This is a genomic window from Altibacter lentus (assembly GCF_000746845.1).
GTDB lineage: Bacteria > Bacteroidota > Bacteroidia > Flavobacteriales > Flavobacteriaceae > Altibacter > Altibacter lentus.
In genome coordinates, this window is sequence record NZ_KN050846.1 from 2,082,439 (window position 1) to 2,097,989 (window position 15,551).

The following is a 15,551-nucleotide window of genomic DNA, read 5'->3' on the forward strand; positions in this document are numbered from 1 at the left end:
ACATGCTTCTTATGAATCGATATCTCTTTAAATGTGTCCTTTTTCTTTGTTTTCTTTGCTTCGGAATCCCTTCTGAAAAGATTTCAGCACAAACCTACAATTCCCAACAATACGATGCTTTGGAGTACCGGCTTATTGGACCTTTCCGTGGCGGAAGAAGTGCTGCGGTGACAGGCGTTCCCGGCAAACCGAATCTTTTTTATTTTGGAGCAACAGGCGGCGGAATCTGGGAAACAAAAGATGGAGGAAGACACTGGAAGAATATCTCCGACGGTTATTTTGGAGGTTCCATAGGAGCCATCGAAGTTGCTGCCGATGATCCAAATGTGATTTATGTAGGTGGAGGGGAAAAAACTGTGCGAGGAAACGTTTCATCCGGTTACGGGATCTGGAAATCTGAAGATGCCGGTAAGAGCTGGAAGCAAATGGGTCTTGAAACAAGTAGGCATGTCCCTCGTTTAGCGATACACCCAAAAGACCATAACATTGTATATGCCGCAGTTCTGGGAAATATTTATAAACCTACACAAGATCGGGGCGTATATAAAAGCACCGATGGGGGAAAGACATGGCGGAAAACACTTTTTGCCAATGAACAAGCCGGAGCCGTAGACCTTATCATGGACCCTAATAATCCGCGCATCTTGTATGCCTCCACCTGGAATGTACAGCGAACACCTTATAGTTTGAGTAGTGGGGGAGACGGTTCTGCTTTGTGGAAGAGTACCGATAGTGGAGAGACGTGGAAAGAAATATCAAAGAATAAGGGGTTCCCAACCGATACGCTAGGGATCATTGGGATCACTGTGTCTCCGGCCAATAGTGACAGGCTGTGGGCCATAGTTGAAAATAAAGATAAAGGCGGGGTGTATAGAAGTGACGATGGCGGAGAGACCTGGGATCACGTAAACAGTGAACGCAAACTGAGACAACGAGCATGGTATTACACACGTATCTACGCCGATCCTGTTGATGAAGATGTGATGTACGTACTTAATGTCAATTATCACAAAAGTACCGATGGAGGGAAAACTTACGAAACCTACAATGCACCACACGGCGACCATCACGACCTGTGGATCGCACCGGAGAACCCCAATAGAATGATCATTGGTGACGACGGAGGCGCACAGGTCACCTACGATGGCGGCGAAACATGGAGCACCTACTACAATCAGCCTACATCACAATTCTACCGCGTCACCACAGATAATTCATTTCCCTATCGAATTTATGCTGCCCAACAAGACAATTCCACCATTCGCATCAAACACCGAAATGAGGGCTGGAGTATTGATGAAGATGATTGGGAATCTACCGCCGGTGGAGAAAGTGCTCATATAGCGGTAGACCCCGAAAATAATGATATTGTATACGGTGGAAGTTACGATGGTTTCCTGACCCGTTACAACCATGAGACGGGTACGGTGAGAAGTGTTAGCGTCTGGCCGGACAATCCCATGGGACATGGAGCGGAAGCCATGAAATACAGGTTCCAATGGAATTTTCCAATCTTCTTTTCGCCCCATGACCCGAACAAGTTGTACACAGCTTCCAATCATTTGCACAGCACTATGAACGAGGGAGAAAGTTGGGATGTGATGAGCCCGGACCTTACACGCAATGACCCTACCAAACTAAAATCTTCGGGAGGGCCCATCACTCAGGATAACACTTCGGTAGAATACTATGGAACCATATTTGCCGCAGCCGAATCGCCGGTGACTCCGGGGGTCATCTGGACGGGAAGTGATGATGGTCTGGTGCATGTTACCCGTGACGGCGGAAAGACCTGGGAGAATGTAACTCCCAAGGGTATGCCGGAGTGGATGATGATCAATAGTGTGGAACCATCGGTGTTCGATGCAGGAACCTGTTATATTGCAGGCACCAAGTATAAGACAGGGGATTTTGCCCCTTACTTGTACAAAACTAATGACTTCGGAAAGACTTGGAAGAAGATCACGAATGGAATTCCCGCCGAACATTTTACCCGTGTGCTGCGGGAAGATCCAAAAAGAAAAGGGTTGCTGTATGCCGGCACCGAGACCGGAATGTACATATCTTTTGATGACGGAAGCAACTGGGCACCTTTTCAGCTTAACTTGCCCATCGTGCCAATCACCGATCTGGCGCTGAAGGATAATAACCTTATTGTTGCTACACAGGGAAGAAGCCTTTGGATCCTTGATGATCTTACCGTTATCCATCAATTGGCTAGTGCAAAAGACAAAGATGTATTCCTGTTCAAACCAAAGGATACATACCGTATGGATGGAAATTCACGTTCGGGATCTCTTACCAGCGGAATGAATCACCCTAACGGAGTGATGACGTATTTCTATGTGAAGGATCCTTCAGAAAAAGAGATACGATTGAGCTATCTCAACGCAAAGAATGATACCATCAAGACCTTCAGTACAAAAAGCAACGAAGACAAGTTGAAGGTAAAAGAAGGGGCCAACCTCCATATCTGGGACCTTCGCGGCGAAGGCGCAGAACGACTCAAAGGTATGATATTGTGGTGGGCCAGTACTGAAGCTCCACAGGCAGTGCCGGGAACGTACAAAGTGGTTCTGGAAGTAGGGGATGATATGCAATCACAGTCTTTCACGATCCTGCCGGATGCAAATGCCGAAACCGATCAAGAGGGGATGCAGCGACAATTCGATTTTATTACAGATGTCAATGCAACGGTAGACAAGGCCCATAAGTCCATCAAGAAAATACGAAAGATCAATGAGCAACTGGAAGCCTTTCAGAAACAATACAAAGACAATAAGTCCGTGCAGTCCTTAGTGGAAAAGGCAAAATCGCTTAGTGAGGAGTTTGGCAATATAGAAAAGGCATTGTATCAAACACAAAATCAGAGTGGACAAGACCCCCTCAATTTTCCGATAAGACTTACAAATAAATTAGCGCATTTAAATAGTTTGGTAGGGATGGATGATTTTCCACCAACTCGGCAGGATATTGCAGTAAAGAATGAACTTACACAGCAGATCGATGCAGAACTACTGAAATTCGAAACCTTGGTATCCAACGAGATCAAGGAATTCAACGATGCATTCAACGCCCAGAATTTAAATTATTTGTTTGTTGAAGAAGCCAAGGAATAATGGAATACAATTATATAAAATCGCTGCACCTCATTTTTGTGATTACATGGTTTGCGGGATTGTTCTACATCGTCCGGCTTTTTGTGTATCAAATAGAGGCGGCTCATAAGGCATCTCCGGAAAAGGAGATCCTTGGCAAGCAGCTTAAACTCATGTCCAAACGCCTTTGGACCATCATCACCTGGCCTAGTATGATCTTAGCGCTGGGGTTTGGCATTTGGGTAATCGCACTGCGTCCTTTTTACTTTACCGATGCTTGGATGCAGGTAAAACTCGGATTTGTAATAGCTTTGATATTCTACCATTTTAAATGTCACAGCATCTATAATGAGCTTCAAAGGGATAAGGTTCGCTATTCGTCCGGCTTTATGCGACTGTTCAATGAAGGGGCTACGATCATTCTTTTTGCGGTCGTTTTTCTGGTGATTCTGAAAAATGCAGTGAACTGGATCTACGGAGTAGTAGGCATCGTGCTCTTTTCACTCCTCCTTATGCTGGGATATCGCTTCTACAAAAGATGGCGGGAACGCAACGAGGATAGCGAATGAGAAATGCTGAAAATTCTCTGTTGCGTTTCTTTCCCGACCGGTTCAATGCAAGAGAGAAACCGCTTTGGTGTAATTATTGTTATCTTTCTGAAACATATTAACAATAATGAGATTTACCAAATCCTTACGTTTCCGGATCTTTCTTTCTATGCTGCTTATTGTAATAGGCGCATCCATACTTATTGCGGCCGTAACCATCTACCAATATCGTGAAGAGGCCGAAGATTATCATCGGGAGCGTTTGTTGCGAAAGGAAACTGCCATTCGTGAGAATATAAATTATGCCCTAAAGACCACAACCTATCCTGTAGATACCGAGAACATTCCTTTGATTTTTAAAGATAAGATCTACGAGATCAAGAACATACACAATCTTGAACTGTATCTATACGACCTGGAAGGGAACCTGCTTAAATCTTCCAAAGCAACTTTTTATAAGGACACTACAGATACGACCTTACCCGATTATGTGATAGAGGCTTTGGAAAACTCACCGACAAAACATTTTGTAGAGCAATTCTCTGAAGATGGTCAGGAATATCAGTCTTCGTATTCGTATATCACCGACAGCTATTTCAAGCCGCTGGCGATCCTAAACCTCCCTTATATAGAAGATGACGGTTTTTTAAACAAGGAGCTAAAAGAAAATCTAACACGGCTTGGGTATGCATATATTTTCATGTTGCTTATTGCCATTGCGATCTCCTATTTTCTGTCCAAATACATTACCCGATCGCTCAACGCCATTAGTCAAAAGATCACCGAGACGCGCCTTAACAAGCGCAATAAGCGTATACTCATCAACGATACTACCCAAGAGATCTCTACCCTCGTAAATGCGTATAATCGTATGATCGACGAGTTGGAGAGCAGTGCAGCCCAATTGGCGGCAAACGAAAGGGAAGCTGCGTGGAGAGAGATGGCAAAGCAAGTGGCACACGAAATAAAGAACCCCTTAACCCCAATGCGACTTACGGTACAAAGCTTTCAGCGAAAATTCGATCCCGGGGATCCGGATGTAGTAAAGAAATTAGAGGAATACAGTAATACGCTTATTCAACAGATCGATACGATGAGTTCTATTGCTTCGGCTTTTTCAACGTATGCGCAGATGCCGGCCCAGCAGGATGAGACTTTGAATGTCGTTAAAATTACCAAACTCGCTTTGGATATCTTCAATGAAGATTATATCTATTTCTTTTCCGAAGAAGAAGATCTCATTGCTAAATTCGACAGAACACAACTTATTCGTGTGATTACAAATTTGGTCAAGAATAGTATACATGCCATAGAACAGCGTGCCCCGGAGCATCCACGTATTGAAGTTCATGTCTATCCCGAGGGAGCGAATGCCGTGATCACGGTGCAAGACAACGGAATAGGGGTTATTGAGGCAAACAAAGCCAAGGTGTTCGAACCAAAGTTTACTACCAAAACCAGCGGAATGGGACTTGGACTGGGCATGGTAAAAAAGATTGTTGAAACCTATGAGGGAACCATTTATTTTGATTCTGAAGAAGGAAAAGGAACCACCTTTAAAGTAGCATTCCCCAGAAAATTATAGTAATTTTAGAAGACAAAAAATCAAATACCACCAAAAACTTTTACCATGACATACGAAAATATTCGTTTCGATAAAAAAGAAGGAATTGCTATCATCACGATCGACAGGCCCAGCAAGCTCAATGCTCTCAATAGCGCTACGATCAAAGAACTACATAATGCTTTAAAAGAGGCAGATGCTGCCAAAAGCATAAAAGTTATTATCCTTACCGGGAGTGGCGAAAAAGCTTTCGTGGCCGGAGCCGATATTAGCGAATTTGCAGATTTTTCGGTGGCACAAGGAGAACGATTGGCCGCAGAAGGCCAAGCGAAATTGTTTGATTTTGTCGCACATCTTTCCACACCTGTCATCGCTGCCGTGAACGGTTTTGCCTTGGGCGGAGGCCTTGAACTTGCGATGTCTGCTCATTTTAGGATTGCCAGCGAAAATGCCAAGATGGGGTTACCCGAGGTTTCTTTGGGTGTTATTCCGGGATACGGAGGTACGCAACGGCTTCCTCAATTGGTAGGCAAAGGAAGGGCGATGGAAATGATCATGACTGCCGGTATGATCGATGCACATCAGGCGCTCCAATATGGGCTGGTGAATCATGTTACATCCCTCGATGAGCTTATGGAGTTTACACAAAAGATCGCACAAAAAATCATGCGTAATTCATCCGTAGCCATTGCAGCTGCTATTACTGCTATTAATGCAGGCTATGAAGACGGGGAGAACGGTTTTGAAGAAGAGATTACGCAGTTTGGAAAGTGTTTTGGGACGGCCGATTTTCAAGAAGGGACACAGGCATTTCTGGAGAAACGTAAAGCTAATTTTCCTGGAAAATAACTTGGAGTAATTCCAAAATAAATAGGAATATTTCCAAATTATGAATATTTTTGAATGCTCATACTCAAACAATATTCATGTCCCAAGATTCTATAAAAGGCCGGGGTGCCCAAAAACATGTTCATAACCGCTTTTTCGAGCATCATCACGAAATTCGGGATGATTTTTTGAATTTTTGTCATGCTGAAGAAGAGGTGGCAGACCCCAATAAAACCAAATATATTGATGTCTTCCCAAAATCACTGGTGAACACAGTGGAAAGCCCCGATGTAGGGATGGGCTATTCTGCGAATCCTTATCAGGGGTGCGAACATGGCTGCGTCTATTGCTACGCCCGAAACAGTCATGAGTATTGGGGCTACAGTGCAGGCTTGGATTTTGAAAGGGTTATTTTGGTAAAACGCAATGCTGCCCAGTTATTGCGAGAGAAACTGAACAGTCAATCATGGGAGGCACATCCTATTGTTTTTTCGGGGAATACAGATTGTTACCAGCCTATAGAGCGAAAGCTTGAGATCACTCGAAACTGCCTGAAAGTATTTTTAGAAAAGAAACATCCGGTGGGTATCATCACAAAGAATTCCCTCATTCTTCGGGACCTTGATATCTTAAAGGAACTCGCCAGGGACAATTTAATTCAGGTGAATCTTTCCATTACATCCCTTTCTGAAGCTACCAGACGCTTATTGGAACCCAGAACCGCAAGCATAGCACAACGATTAAAGACAGTAGCAGTACTTTCAGAAAATAATATCCCGGTGCGTGTAATGATGGCACCCATCATTCCTTCCCTTAACAGTCATGAGATCTTGCCTTTGGTAAAAGAAGTAGCGACACTTGGAGCTCGTGATGTGGCCTATACGGTCGTTAGGCTCAACGGACAGATTGCAGAGATCTTTACCGATTGGATCCACAAATCCCTTCCGGATCGCGCAGAGCGGATATTGAATCAGATCGCAGAATGCCACGGAGGAACGCTAAACGACAGCCAATTTGGAAGGCGCATGCGCGGCGAAGGAACTTTTGCCATGCAAATCAAGGATACAATGGAACTGGCCAAGAAAAAATATCTAAAGCAAGGCCCTATGGCTCCATTAAATACCACACTTTACCAATCCCTTAAAAAGCCACAACTAAGATTGTTCGATGAACCTTAAACTTCAACACCCGAATTGATAATGGTTTCAACTTTGTCGATCAATTCGTTCGTGTTATAGTCGGAAACTTTAATGGCAGGATGTGCTATAAATTTCAATCGAACACCCAAAGGCATAGGAAACATCCCATAACGTTGTAATTTCCATGAGTTGCTAACACTTATCGGAAGCACATACGCTTCGGGGGCATATTTAAACAATGTCTCGAGGCCGCGGCGCTTGAATGGTTTAGGATTGCCATCACGACTTCTGGTGCCTTCGGGGAATATGACAACGCTTCGGTTGTAGTGAGAAATATATTTGGCGATCTTAATGATCTGTTCTGTCGCTTGTTTTGGGTTCTTTCTGTCAATAAGCACACTTCCGCCGTGTTTCAGATTAAATGATATGGAAGGAATTCCTTTGCCCAGTTCAATTTTCGAGATGAATTTTGGGTGGTACTTACGAAGATACCATATAATGGGCGGGATATCCCACATACTTTGATGATTAGAAACGATAATAATGGGAAGATTGTTAGGGATACTCGTATGAAGGTTCATAGTAAATCGAGTCCCCAAGATATTTAAACATCTCAGGATCCACCAATTGAAGTAATCTACACTGCTTTTATGCGCTTGATATCCAAAAAAATGAAGACAGATCCATTGTGTGGGATGAAACAATAGAAGGTTGAGACCGAAAAAAAAATAAAAGATTACCGAGAACGGATAGCTCAATATTCTGGATGCTTGTTTCATACCTGAGTGAGGATCAATGGTGCTATAAAAATATAAAAAAACCACCTACTGGAAGAGCGGTGGTCTTTTATGTATAGGCTGGAGTCTATTAACAATACTCGTTATAAGCGCCTTTAAGGTTTTCGGAGATCATTTCGGCGGGTCGGCCTTCGATATGATGCCGTTCAAGCATGTGAACCAATTCCCCGTCTTTAAACAAAGCCATGGAAGGTGAGCTTGGAGGAAATGGAACCATTTGTGCTCTGGCTGCATCTACAGCCTCCCGGTCTACCCCTGCAAATACAGTTACCAAATGATCTGGTTTTTTTGCGTTTTGAAGTGACATCCTTGCTCCCGGGCGTGCATTAGCAGCAGCACAACCACATACCGAATTGACCACCACCAAAGTGGTTCCTTCCTTCTGCAAGGCTGCATTTACATCGTCGGCAGTATATAACTCGTTGAAACCTATGTTTGTTAGGTCTTCTCGCATGGGCTTTACTAATTCTGGTGGATACATAGTATTTAACTTTTAATTGTGTAACAAATTTAATGCAAAGATAACCAATTTTAAGGGGATCTTAGCAGCTTACAAGGTCAAAACTCTCTGTTGAATTGGTTATCTTTGGTCGCATTTTATTTATTGAAATTACACATACATGATTCGTTGGATCGCAGCCATTCTTGGCTATACTTTTTTTCGTTTTCCCGGAGCTATTCTGGGGTTTTTACTTGGAAGTCTATTGGACAATCTCACCAGCAAAAGAACCGGTGGCGGCTCTTTCCAGCAAGTCTTCCAACAACAACGGAGGGATCATGTTTCTCCTGCCGATTTTGAATTGAATTTATTGTCTCTGGCATCTCTTGTTATCAAAGCAGATGGCACTGTGAACCAGAGTGAGTTGGATTATGTGCGTCAGTATTTCGTACAGGCATACGGAACAGAGCGCGCCAATGCGACCTTTAGAGTATTTAATGACGTGATCAAAAAGCGGCAGATCTCTGCAAGTAATATTTGTACGTTACTTCGCTCCAGAACACGCTATGAGTCTCGTTTACAGATCCTGCATTTTTTGTTTAGTATTGCGAATGCCGACGGGCATGTGTCCGATCGGGAGGTGCAGGAGATTCATCGAATTTCAGGATTCCTGGGGGTTCAGCATCCTGATTTTGAAAGCATCAAGGCCATGTTCTTCAAAAACCCCGATCGTGCCTACAAGATCCTGGAGATCGATCCTTCAGCGTCTATCAATGAGATCAAGGCCGCTTACCGTACCATGGCCAAAAAATATCATCCGGATAAGCTGCAACATATGGATGAAGCTTATCAGCAAGGGGCGGAAGAGAAATTCCGAAAGGTTCAGGAAGCGTACGAACAACTTCAGAAGGAACGCGGGTTTTAATAAAGGAATGAGAGTTCAAATGTCCTGTGCAAGCTCCTTTTAATCTATATTTTTAGACAAGGGTAAAAATATTTATAGTATAAATAGAAAAATAGTTTTACCTTTGCCCTATGTTTTCATTAGCAGAAGAAAATTATTTAAAGGCTATTTATCATTTGGAGCACGAGAACCAGGGGGAAGTAAGTACCAATGCTATCGCCGAACGTATGGATACCAAGCCGTCTTCGGTGACAGACATGGTACAGAAATTGGCCGAAAAGGAAGTACTTTCCTATAAGAAATACAAAGGAACCCTGCTCACGCCCACGGGGCGTAAGATCGCCGCAAATGTCATCCGGAAGCATCGGTTGTGGGAGGTATTCCTGGTAGAAAAACTCAATTTCCACTGGGATGAGGTTCATGAGATCGCCGAACAATTAGAGCATATCCAGTCCGATGAACTTATTGTCCGTTTAGATAAATTCTTGGGCAGTCCGGATTTCGATCCACATGGGGATCCTATACCCGATAAGCATGGAAATGTAAAACGTACCGAAAAGAAATTGCTTTCCGAATGTGAAAAGAACCAAAGAGGTGTATGTGTAGGAGTGAAAGAATCAAGTGGTGAATTCCTTCAGTATTTGGATAAACGTAAGATAAGTATCGGAACTAAAATAAAAGTCCTTGGTAAGGAATTCTTCGATGGCTCCATGATCATTCAGGTGGGCAGTGATCAATTCTTTATTTCCCAAAAGATAGCAGAGAATCTCTATGTACAGACCAATTAAAATGAAAAACCTAAGAACAGTGTTATTTTGCTTCTTAAGCCTTACTACTTTACAGCTAGTATGCCAAGAAGAGGGGGTCGTTTCAGAAATGATAACCGACCGACCGGATGCAACCGAATCTCCTAATACGGTACCTAAAGCAATGCTTCAAATTGAGACCGGAGCCTTTTATGAATCTTTTGATGAAGGTGCAATGCAAATGGAAACCTTGGGCTATAATACTACACTGCTTCGCTACGGAGTGCTAAAGAATTTTGAGCTAAGGCTGGGGTGGAATTTTGAAGAATTTAGAACCACGACCGATTCAGTGCAAGGTCAAAATGTGCTTTCAGGTTTCTCGCCGCTGCTGCTAGGAATGAAGGTTGAAATTGCCGAAGAAAATGGTTGGCTTCCAGAGATTGGCCTTTTGGGACATCTCTACCTCCCATTCACGGCAGGAAATGACTATCGTCCCGAAACAACAGGAGTCGATTTTCGGTTCTCCATGGCACATACCTTAACAGAACGCGCCGGACTCGCATATAATATTGGTGCCCAATGGGGTAATGACAGCCCGGAAGCTGCTTATGTGTATACGTTGGTGTACGGCTATCAACTAACGGAACAATGGGCCCTGTATGCCGAAGTATACGGTGATCTCCCCGAAGACAGTAAAGCCAATCATTATTGGGATGCGGGACTCACATTTCTTGCAGCATCCAACCTTCAACTGGATGCCACAGTGGGAAGAAGTATTACCGATGGACAAGACATTTTGTTAAGCGCGGGCCTAAGCATACGATTACCAAATTAATTATTATGAAAAGAGTTCTTTTACTTTTACTTATTATTGGTTTCTTCGGCTGCAAAGAGACAAAGCAGTCGTCCGATAAACTGAATATTGTGACCACAACGACCATGATCACCGACTTGGTTAAGAATATTGGAGGAGATGCGGTGAACGTTCAAGGTCTTATGGGCGCAGGTGTGGATCCGCATCTCTATAAGGCGAGTGAGGGCGATGTTTCCAAACTTTACAATGCCGATATCATTTTCTATAACGGCTTGCATCTGGAAGGGAAGTTGGTTGAGGTTTTTGAGAAAATGGAGACACAAAATAAGACCCAGGTCGCACTGGCCGAATATTTGGACAAAAATACTTTGATCGGTTCTGAATATTTTGCCTCCAATTTCGATCCGCATGTATGGTTTGACATTCAGTATTATATTCAATTTGCCGAAAAGGTTGCCGAAATACTTTCTGAAGCCGATTCAGAGCATGCCGAAACCTTTCAGAAGAACAAAGAGAACTACATCAAAAAATTGAAGGAACTGGAGGCTGAGATCAAATCCACGATAGAATCACTTCCGAAGCAACAACGTATTCTGGTCACAGCGCACGATGCATTTAATTACTTCGGAAAGGCATACGATTTTGAAGTGGTAGGGCTGCAGGGTCTTTCTACGGCCACCGAAGCCGGAGTGCAGGACGTACAGCGGCTATCTGATTTTATTATCGAAAAGAATGTGAAAGCTATCTTTGTGGAGAGTTCTGTGCCTCGAAGGACTATTGAAGCACTGCAGCAAGCCGTATTGTCCAAGGGTGCCCAAGTGACCATAGGCGGTTCTTTGTATAGCGATGCGCTTGGCAATGCCGGCACCGAAGAAGGAACGTATCTTGGTATGTTTCGTTATAATGTGAACACTATTGTTAATTCACTTAAATAGATGAAGACTCCACTCGCCGTTCAAGTCGATGACCTAACCGTAGCTTACAACTATAAGCCGGTGCTTTGGGATATCGATCTTGCAGTACCCGAAGGGGTACTCATGGCCATCGTGGGCCCCAATGGTGCGGGGAAATCTACCTTGATAAAAGCCATTTTGGGGATCATCAAACCTATTGCGGGCAGTATTTCCATTTATGACAAGCCCTACGAAGAACAGCGAAAATTAGTAGCCTATGTTCCACAAAAAGGCAGTGTGGATTGGGATTTTCCTACAACCGCACTGGATGTAGTGATGATGGGGACCTATGGGAGTCTGGGATGGATAAAACGACCCGGTCAAAAAGAAAAGAAAGCAGCTCTGGAAGCCTTGGAAAAAGTAGGCATGCTTTCTTTCAAGAACCGACAGATAAGTCAATTGAGTGGCGGTCAACAACAGCGTGTTTTTTTGGCAAGAGCATTGGTCCAAAATGCTGCCATCTATTTTATGGACGAACCGTTTCAAGGGGTGGATGCAACCACCGAGATCGCCATTATTAATATCTTAAAGGAACTTCGAAAGGCCGGAAAGACCCTTATTGTCGTGCACCACGACCTACAAACCGTCCCCGAATATTTTGACTGGGTGACCTTTTTGAATGTAAAGAAAATAGCAACCGGCCCCGTAAAGGAGATCTTTAACGACGACAATTTGACCAAGACGTACGGCATAAATTATAAGGTGGCTATTAATAAGTAAAGAATGAAGTAATTGGGCGGCGTTGTGTTATTTGACGTATTGTCTTGCAGCTTTTATTTGAGATTATGCCTCTAACGTTTAAAGCTGAAACATTAATTAGGAATCTTGTATGAGCCTAACAGAATATTTCGAACTTCTTTTTACCGACTACACCCTTCGCACCATCACTTTGGGGACAGCGGTACTGGGGGCCATTTGCGGAATGTTGGGAAGTTTTGCCGTGCTTAGGAAGCAGAGCCTTTTAGGCGATGCGATCTCACACGCAGCTTTGCCGGGCATCGCTTTGGCTTTTCTTATCACAGGAGCCAAGGATACCAATATATTATTGCTGGGAGCCTTGGTGAGTGGATTGATCGGAACGTTTTGGATCAAGGGGATGGTGTCCAAAACCCACCTTAAAAGTGATACAGCACTGGGTCTTGTACTCTCTCTGTTCTTTGGATTCGGGATGTTGTTACTTACCTTTATTCAGAAACAACCCAATGCCAATCAGGCAGGATTGGACAAATACCTGTTCGGGCAGGCGGCAACCTTAGTTGAGGATGATGTGCGCCTAATGCTGATCGTTACAGGCATTAGTCTCTGTATCTTGTTGCTCTTTTGGAAGGAGTTTAAAATATTGCTCTTCGATGCCGATTATACCAAAACACTTGGTTTTAACACCAAGTTCATTGATGTGCTGATTACTTTCTTTATTGTACTGGCCATTGTGCTGGGCTTGCAAACCGTTGGCGTGGTATTAATGAGTGCCATGTTATTGGCTCCCGCCGCCGCCGCCAGACAATGGACCAATCGTTTAAGTATGATGATCTTATTGGCGGCTATCTTTGGGATTCTTTCCGGGGTGTTGGGCACGGCCATTAGCGCGAGTCAGAATAACTTATCTACGGGACCTGTGATCGTTCTCGTGGCAACAGTCTTTGTTGTTTTTTCATTTATATTTTCCCCGGGAAGAGGCTTATTCTTTAGAGAGATTCGTTTCAGAAATAACCGAAAGGATCTTCAGCTAAAGAAAACGCTTCAGTTTATGTACGGGATCGCCAAAACACACGACAACATCTCACACCCGCATGCCATTCGGATTCTTAACAATTTTCAAGGGTTCACCAAAAAATCCCTTCAGCAAATGGAGGATAAGGAATGGATCACCATCAATGGACAACAGTGGGCTTTAACCAGTAAGGGCTTCAATGAAGCGATGAACCTTTATAACAAAACGCATGACTAGTCCGCAGCTCGAAATACAATTAATAGCCGCTATTGTCGCCATTGCCTGTGCGATCCCCGGGGTTTTTTTAGTCCTTCGGAAAATGGCACTTATTAGTGACGCCATTAGTCATTCTATCCTTCCCGGGATTGTTGCGGGGTTTTTTATCACACAGGACCTAAACTCTCCGTTGTTGATCCTGTTGGCTGCTATTACAGGCGTTATTACCGTTATTCTGGTGGAATCGATCCAAAAGACGGGGCTGGTGAAGGAAGATACCGCTATAGGTCTGGTATTTCCGGCCCTCTTTAGCATAGGAGTGATCCTTATTGCAAAGAATGCCAATGATGTGCATTTGGATATTGATGCTGTACTTTTAGGGGAACTGGCCTTTGCGCCTTTTGACCGACTTATTATATCGGGAATGGATGTAGGTCCGAAGTCGCTTTGGCTTATGGGAAGCATCCTTTTGATTACTGTAAGCCTGTTATTTCTATTCTTTAAAGAACTAAAGGTAAGTACCTTCGATGCCGGGTTGTCTTCGGCTTTGGGGATCTCGCCGGTCATTATGCATTATGGTTTGATGTCGGTGTCATCCGTTACCGTAGTTGGGGCTTTTGATGCTGTAGGAGCCATTTTGGTGGTCGCACTCATGATTGCACCGGCGGCAACGGCATATTTACTCACCAGTGACTTGAAGCGCATGATCGCTCTTTCCATAGGTTTCGGAATTTTTGCCGCTATTGGCGGCTATTGGGTAGCACATCTACTGGATGCTTCCATTTCGGGTTCTATGACAACCGTGCTGGGCTTGCTATTTCTGGGCGTCTACCTCTTTGCACCTCAAAAAGGGCTGTTGGCCGTACTCTACCGACAGAAACAACAACGCACGGAAGTTTCTCTCATTACGTTTTTACTTCACTTGAACAATCATTCCGAAGAAAACGAACGGCACCTCAACCATTTAAATGAACATATCAATTGGCAAAAGGTGCGATCGAAAACAGTTGTAGATCTTGCCCTCAAGAATAATATGATCACCATTGAAGGCCAAATAGTTTCACTCACGGCGAAAGGGAACGATTTTACACAACGTGCACTCGAATACATTCTTACCAATAAAGATGAACGTATTGAAACCATGAAAGATGATTTCTTTCTTTTTCGCGGTTAATGTTTAGATCGTATCTTTAAACGTAAATTTTACCACTATGAAAAAAATACTTTTGCTAAGTGCCTTTCTGCTCACTTCTTTATTAAATGCCCAAACGGAAACACCCGTAGAAGTTCCCACCATTGCCGTTAAAGTTCCGTTGGGAGAAACCGTTCATATAGGAGATATTTCGATCACATTCAGGGAAGTTCTCGAAGATTCTCGCTGTCCCAAAGATGTTAATTGCATTTGGGCGGGACGCATCCGACTTCAAATAGGAGTGGCAGTAGATCAAAAGACGGCATTTCTAAAAGAATTATTGCTGGGAGCAACCAAACCCGGGGAAGTGGAAGTTACAGAAATTTACAGCACCAATACCAGCGTTTTGGAAGCCGTAGCCGTCCAGCCGTACCCTACCAGTGAAGATAACGGTGACCGTGCGTATGTGTTATTGGTTTCTGAAAAAATGCGCTGATCCTAATGACAACCGCAATCTTTTTTGCCGCATTTGGTCTTACCACCGTCTAAAGTTCCCGGTGTTTTTTGGCGTCCTTCAAAAATAGGATTCCAGACGAACTTCTTTAATAAGTAGCCGGTCGCCAAACAGAATGTAATAAGTACTAGAATAGTTTGCATACTAC

At 43.7% G+C, this 15,551-nt stretch carries 16 protein-coding genes; 13 read left to right on the forward strand and 3 right to left on the reverse strand.

The window, feature by feature from the left end:
* The first annotated feature begins 11 nt into the window (after positions 1-11).
* The 5 genes from JS40_RS09630 (at position 12) to JS40_RS09650 (ending at position 7,216) form a co-directional block, all read left to right on the forward strand.
* A complete protein-coding gene (locus tag JS40_RS09630) occupies positions 12-3,119 on the forward strand; it encodes a WD40/YVTN/BNR-like repeat-containing protein (protein ID WP_034262323.1) in 3,108 nt (1,035 codons plus the stop codon).
* On the forward strand, positions 3,119-3,667 hold the full coding sequence (locus tag JS40_RS09635; protein WP_034260168.1) for a CopD family protein: 549 nt from the start codon (positions 3,119-3,121) through the stop codon (positions 3,665-3,667). Before JS40_RS09630 ends, JS40_RS09635 begins: the two co-directional genes overlap by 1 nt.
* Positions 3,668-3,773: 106 nt before the next feature.
* A complete protein-coding gene (locus tag JS40_RS09640; RefSeq protein ID WP_034260169.1) occupies positions 3,774-5,231 on the forward strand; it encodes a sensor histidine kinase in 1,458 nt (485 codons plus the stop codon).
* A gap of 45 nt (positions 5,232-5,276) precedes the next feature.
* Positions 5,277-6,059, forward strand: coding sequence for an enoyl-CoA hydratase/isomerase family protein (locus tag JS40_RS09645; protein ID WP_034260170.1), 783 nt, complete (start codon positions 5,277-5,279; stop codon positions 6,057-6,059).
* Between the two features lie 77 nt (positions 6,060-6,136).
* Complete coding sequence (locus JS40_RS09650) at positions 6,137-7,216, forward strand: PA0069 family radical SAM protein (RefSeq protein ID WP_034260171.1); 1,080 nt, start codon at positions 6,137-6,139, stop codon at positions 7,214-7,216.
* Here the strand turns inward: JS40_RS09650 and JS40_RS09655 are convergent.
* Both JS40_RS09655 and JS40_RS09660 read right to left on the reverse strand, forming a co-directional pair.
* The gene (locus tag JS40_RS09655; RefSeq protein ID WP_034260172.1) at positions 7,213-7,956 is read right to left on the reverse strand and encodes a lysophospholipid acyltransferase family protein; all 744 of its coding nucleotides are present in this window, start codon (positions 7,954-7,956) and stop codon (positions 7,213-7,215) included. The genes JS40_RS09650 and JS40_RS09655 overlap by 4 nt on opposite strands.
* A gap of 88 nt (positions 7,957-8,044) precedes the next feature.
* Positions 8,045-8,455, reverse strand: a complete 411-nt coding sequence (locus JS40_RS09660) for a BrxA/BrxB family bacilliredoxin (RefSeq protein WP_034260173.1) — start codon at positions 8,453-8,455, stop codon at positions 8,045-8,047.
* A 139-nt stretch (positions 8,456-8,594) separates the two neighbouring features.
* On the opposite strand from JS40_RS09660, the gene JS40_RS09665 reads away from it, so the two are divergent.
* From JS40_RS09665 to JS40_RS14835, 8 genes are all read left to right on the forward strand, one after another.
* A complete protein-coding gene (locus tag JS40_RS09665) occupies positions 8,595-9,338 on the forward strand; it encodes a TerB family tellurite resistance protein (RefSeq protein ID WP_034260174.1) in 744 nt (247 codons plus the stop codon).
* Positions 9,339-9,448: 110 nt separating this feature from the next.
* Positions 9,449-10,105, forward strand: coding sequence for a metal-dependent transcriptional regulator (locus tag JS40_RS09670; protein WP_034260175.1), 657 nt, complete (start codon positions 9,449-9,451; stop codon positions 10,103-10,105).
* Between the two features lies 1 nt (position 10,106).
* The gene (locus tag JS40_RS09675; RefSeq protein WP_034262326.1) at positions 10,107-10,898 is read left to right on the forward strand and encodes a transporter; all 792 of its coding nucleotides are present in this window, start codon (positions 10,107-10,109) and stop codon (positions 10,896-10,898) included.
* Positions 10,899-10,903: 5 nt separating this feature from the next.
* Entirely contained in the window at positions 10,904-11,812 is a 909-nt protein-coding gene (locus tag JS40_RS09680) for a metal ABC transporter solute-binding protein, Zn/Mn family (RefSeq protein WP_034260176.1), read from the forward strand.
* Positions 11,813-12,550 carry a metal ABC transporter ATP-binding protein gene (locus JS40_RS09685; protein WP_034260177.1) on the forward strand — a complete coding sequence of 246 codons (738 nt, stop codon included), beginning with the start codon at positions 11,813-11,815 and terminating at the stop codon, positions 12,548-12,550.
* A gap of 109 nt (positions 12,551-12,659) precedes the next feature.
* Positions 12,660-13,778: a metal ABC transporter permease gene (locus JS40_RS09690; RefSeq protein ID WP_034260178.1), complete on the forward strand. Its 1,119-nt coding sequence runs from the start codon at positions 12,660-12,662 to the stop codon at positions 13,776-13,778.
* Entirely contained in the window at positions 13,771-14,931 is a 1,161-nt protein-coding gene (locus JS40_RS09695; RefSeq protein WP_034260179.1) for a metal ABC transporter permease, read from the forward strand. Before JS40_RS09690 ends, JS40_RS09695 begins: the two co-directional genes overlap by 8 nt.
* A gap of 37 nt (positions 14,932-14,968) precedes the next feature.
* The gene (locus tag JS40_RS14835) at positions 14,969-15,385 is read left to right on the forward strand and encodes a hypothetical protein (RefSeq protein WP_051957546.1); all 417 of its coding nucleotides are present in this window, start codon (positions 14,969-14,971) and stop codon (positions 15,383-15,385) included.
* 2 nt (positions 15,386-15,387) lie between these two features.
* On the opposite strand, the gene JS40_RS15470 is transcribed toward JS40_RS14835, so the two are convergent.
* Positions 15,388-15,546 carry a hypothetical protein gene (locus JS40_RS15470; RefSeq protein ID WP_160172966.1) on the reverse strand — a complete coding sequence of 53 codons (159 nt, stop codon included), beginning with the start codon at positions 15,544-15,546 and terminating at the stop codon, positions 15,388-15,390.
* Positions 15,547-15,551 lie beyond the last annotated feature (5 nt).

Coding starts and splice junctions, on each gene's coding strand:
- JS40_RS09650 (WP_034260171.1), top strand. CDS start 6,137: ATGTCCCAAGATTCTATAAAAGGCCGGGGTGCCCAAAAACATGTTCAT.
- JS40_RS09680 (WP_034260176.1), top strand. CDS start 10,904: ATGAAAAGAGTTCTTTTACTTTTACTTATTATTGGTTTCTTCGGCTGC.
- JS40_RS09675 (WP_034262326.1), top strand. CDS start 10,107: ATGAAAAACCTAAGAACAGTGTTATTTTGCTTCTTAAGCCTTACTACT.
- JS40_RS14835 (WP_051957546.1), top strand. CDS start 14,969: ATGAAAAAAATACTTTTGCTAAGTGCCTTTCTGCTCACTTCTTTATTA.
- JS40_RS09660 (WP_034260173.1), bottom strand. CDS start 8,455: ATGTATCCACCAGAATTAGTAAAGCCCATGCGAGAAGACCTAACAAAC.
- JS40_RS09640 (WP_034260169.1), top strand. CDS start 3,774: ATGAGATTTACCAAATCCTTACGTTTCCGGATCTTTCTTTCTATGCTG.
- JS40_RS15470 (WP_160172966.1), bottom strand. CDS start 15,546: ATGCAAACTATTCTAGTACTTATTACATTCTGTTTGGCGACCGGCTAC.
- JS40_RS09665 (WP_034260174.1), top strand. CDS start 8,595: ATGATTCGTTGGATCGCAGCCATTCTTGGCTATACTTTTTTTCGTTTT.
- JS40_RS09635 (WP_034260168.1), top strand. CDS start 3,119: ATGGAATACAATTATATAAAATCGCTGCACCTCATTTTTGTGATTACA.
- JS40_RS09685 (WP_034260177.1), top strand. CDS start 11,813: ATGAAGACTCCACTCGCCGTTCAAGTCGATGACCTAACCGTAGCTTAC.
- JS40_RS09645 (WP_034260170.1), top strand. CDS start 5,277: ATGACATACGAAAATATTCGTTTCGATAAAAAAGAAGGAATTGCTATC.
- JS40_RS09630 (WP_034262323.1), top strand. CDS start 12: ATGAATCGATATCTCTTTAAATGTGTCCTTTTTCTTTGTTTTCTTTGC.
- JS40_RS09695 (WP_034260179.1), top strand. CDS start 13,771: ATGACTAGTCCGCAGCTCGAAATACAATTAATAGCCGCTATTGTCGCC.
- JS40_RS09655 (WP_034260172.1), bottom strand. CDS start 7,956: ATGAAACAAGCATCCAGAATATTGAGCTATCCGTTCTCGGTAATCTTT.
- JS40_RS09690 (WP_034260178.1), top strand. CDS start 12,660: ATGAGCCTAACAGAATATTTCGAACTTCTTTTTACCGACTACACCCTT.
- JS40_RS09670 (WP_034260175.1), top strand. CDS start 9,449: ATGTTTTCATTAGCAGAAGAAAATTATTTAAAGGCTATTTATCATTTG.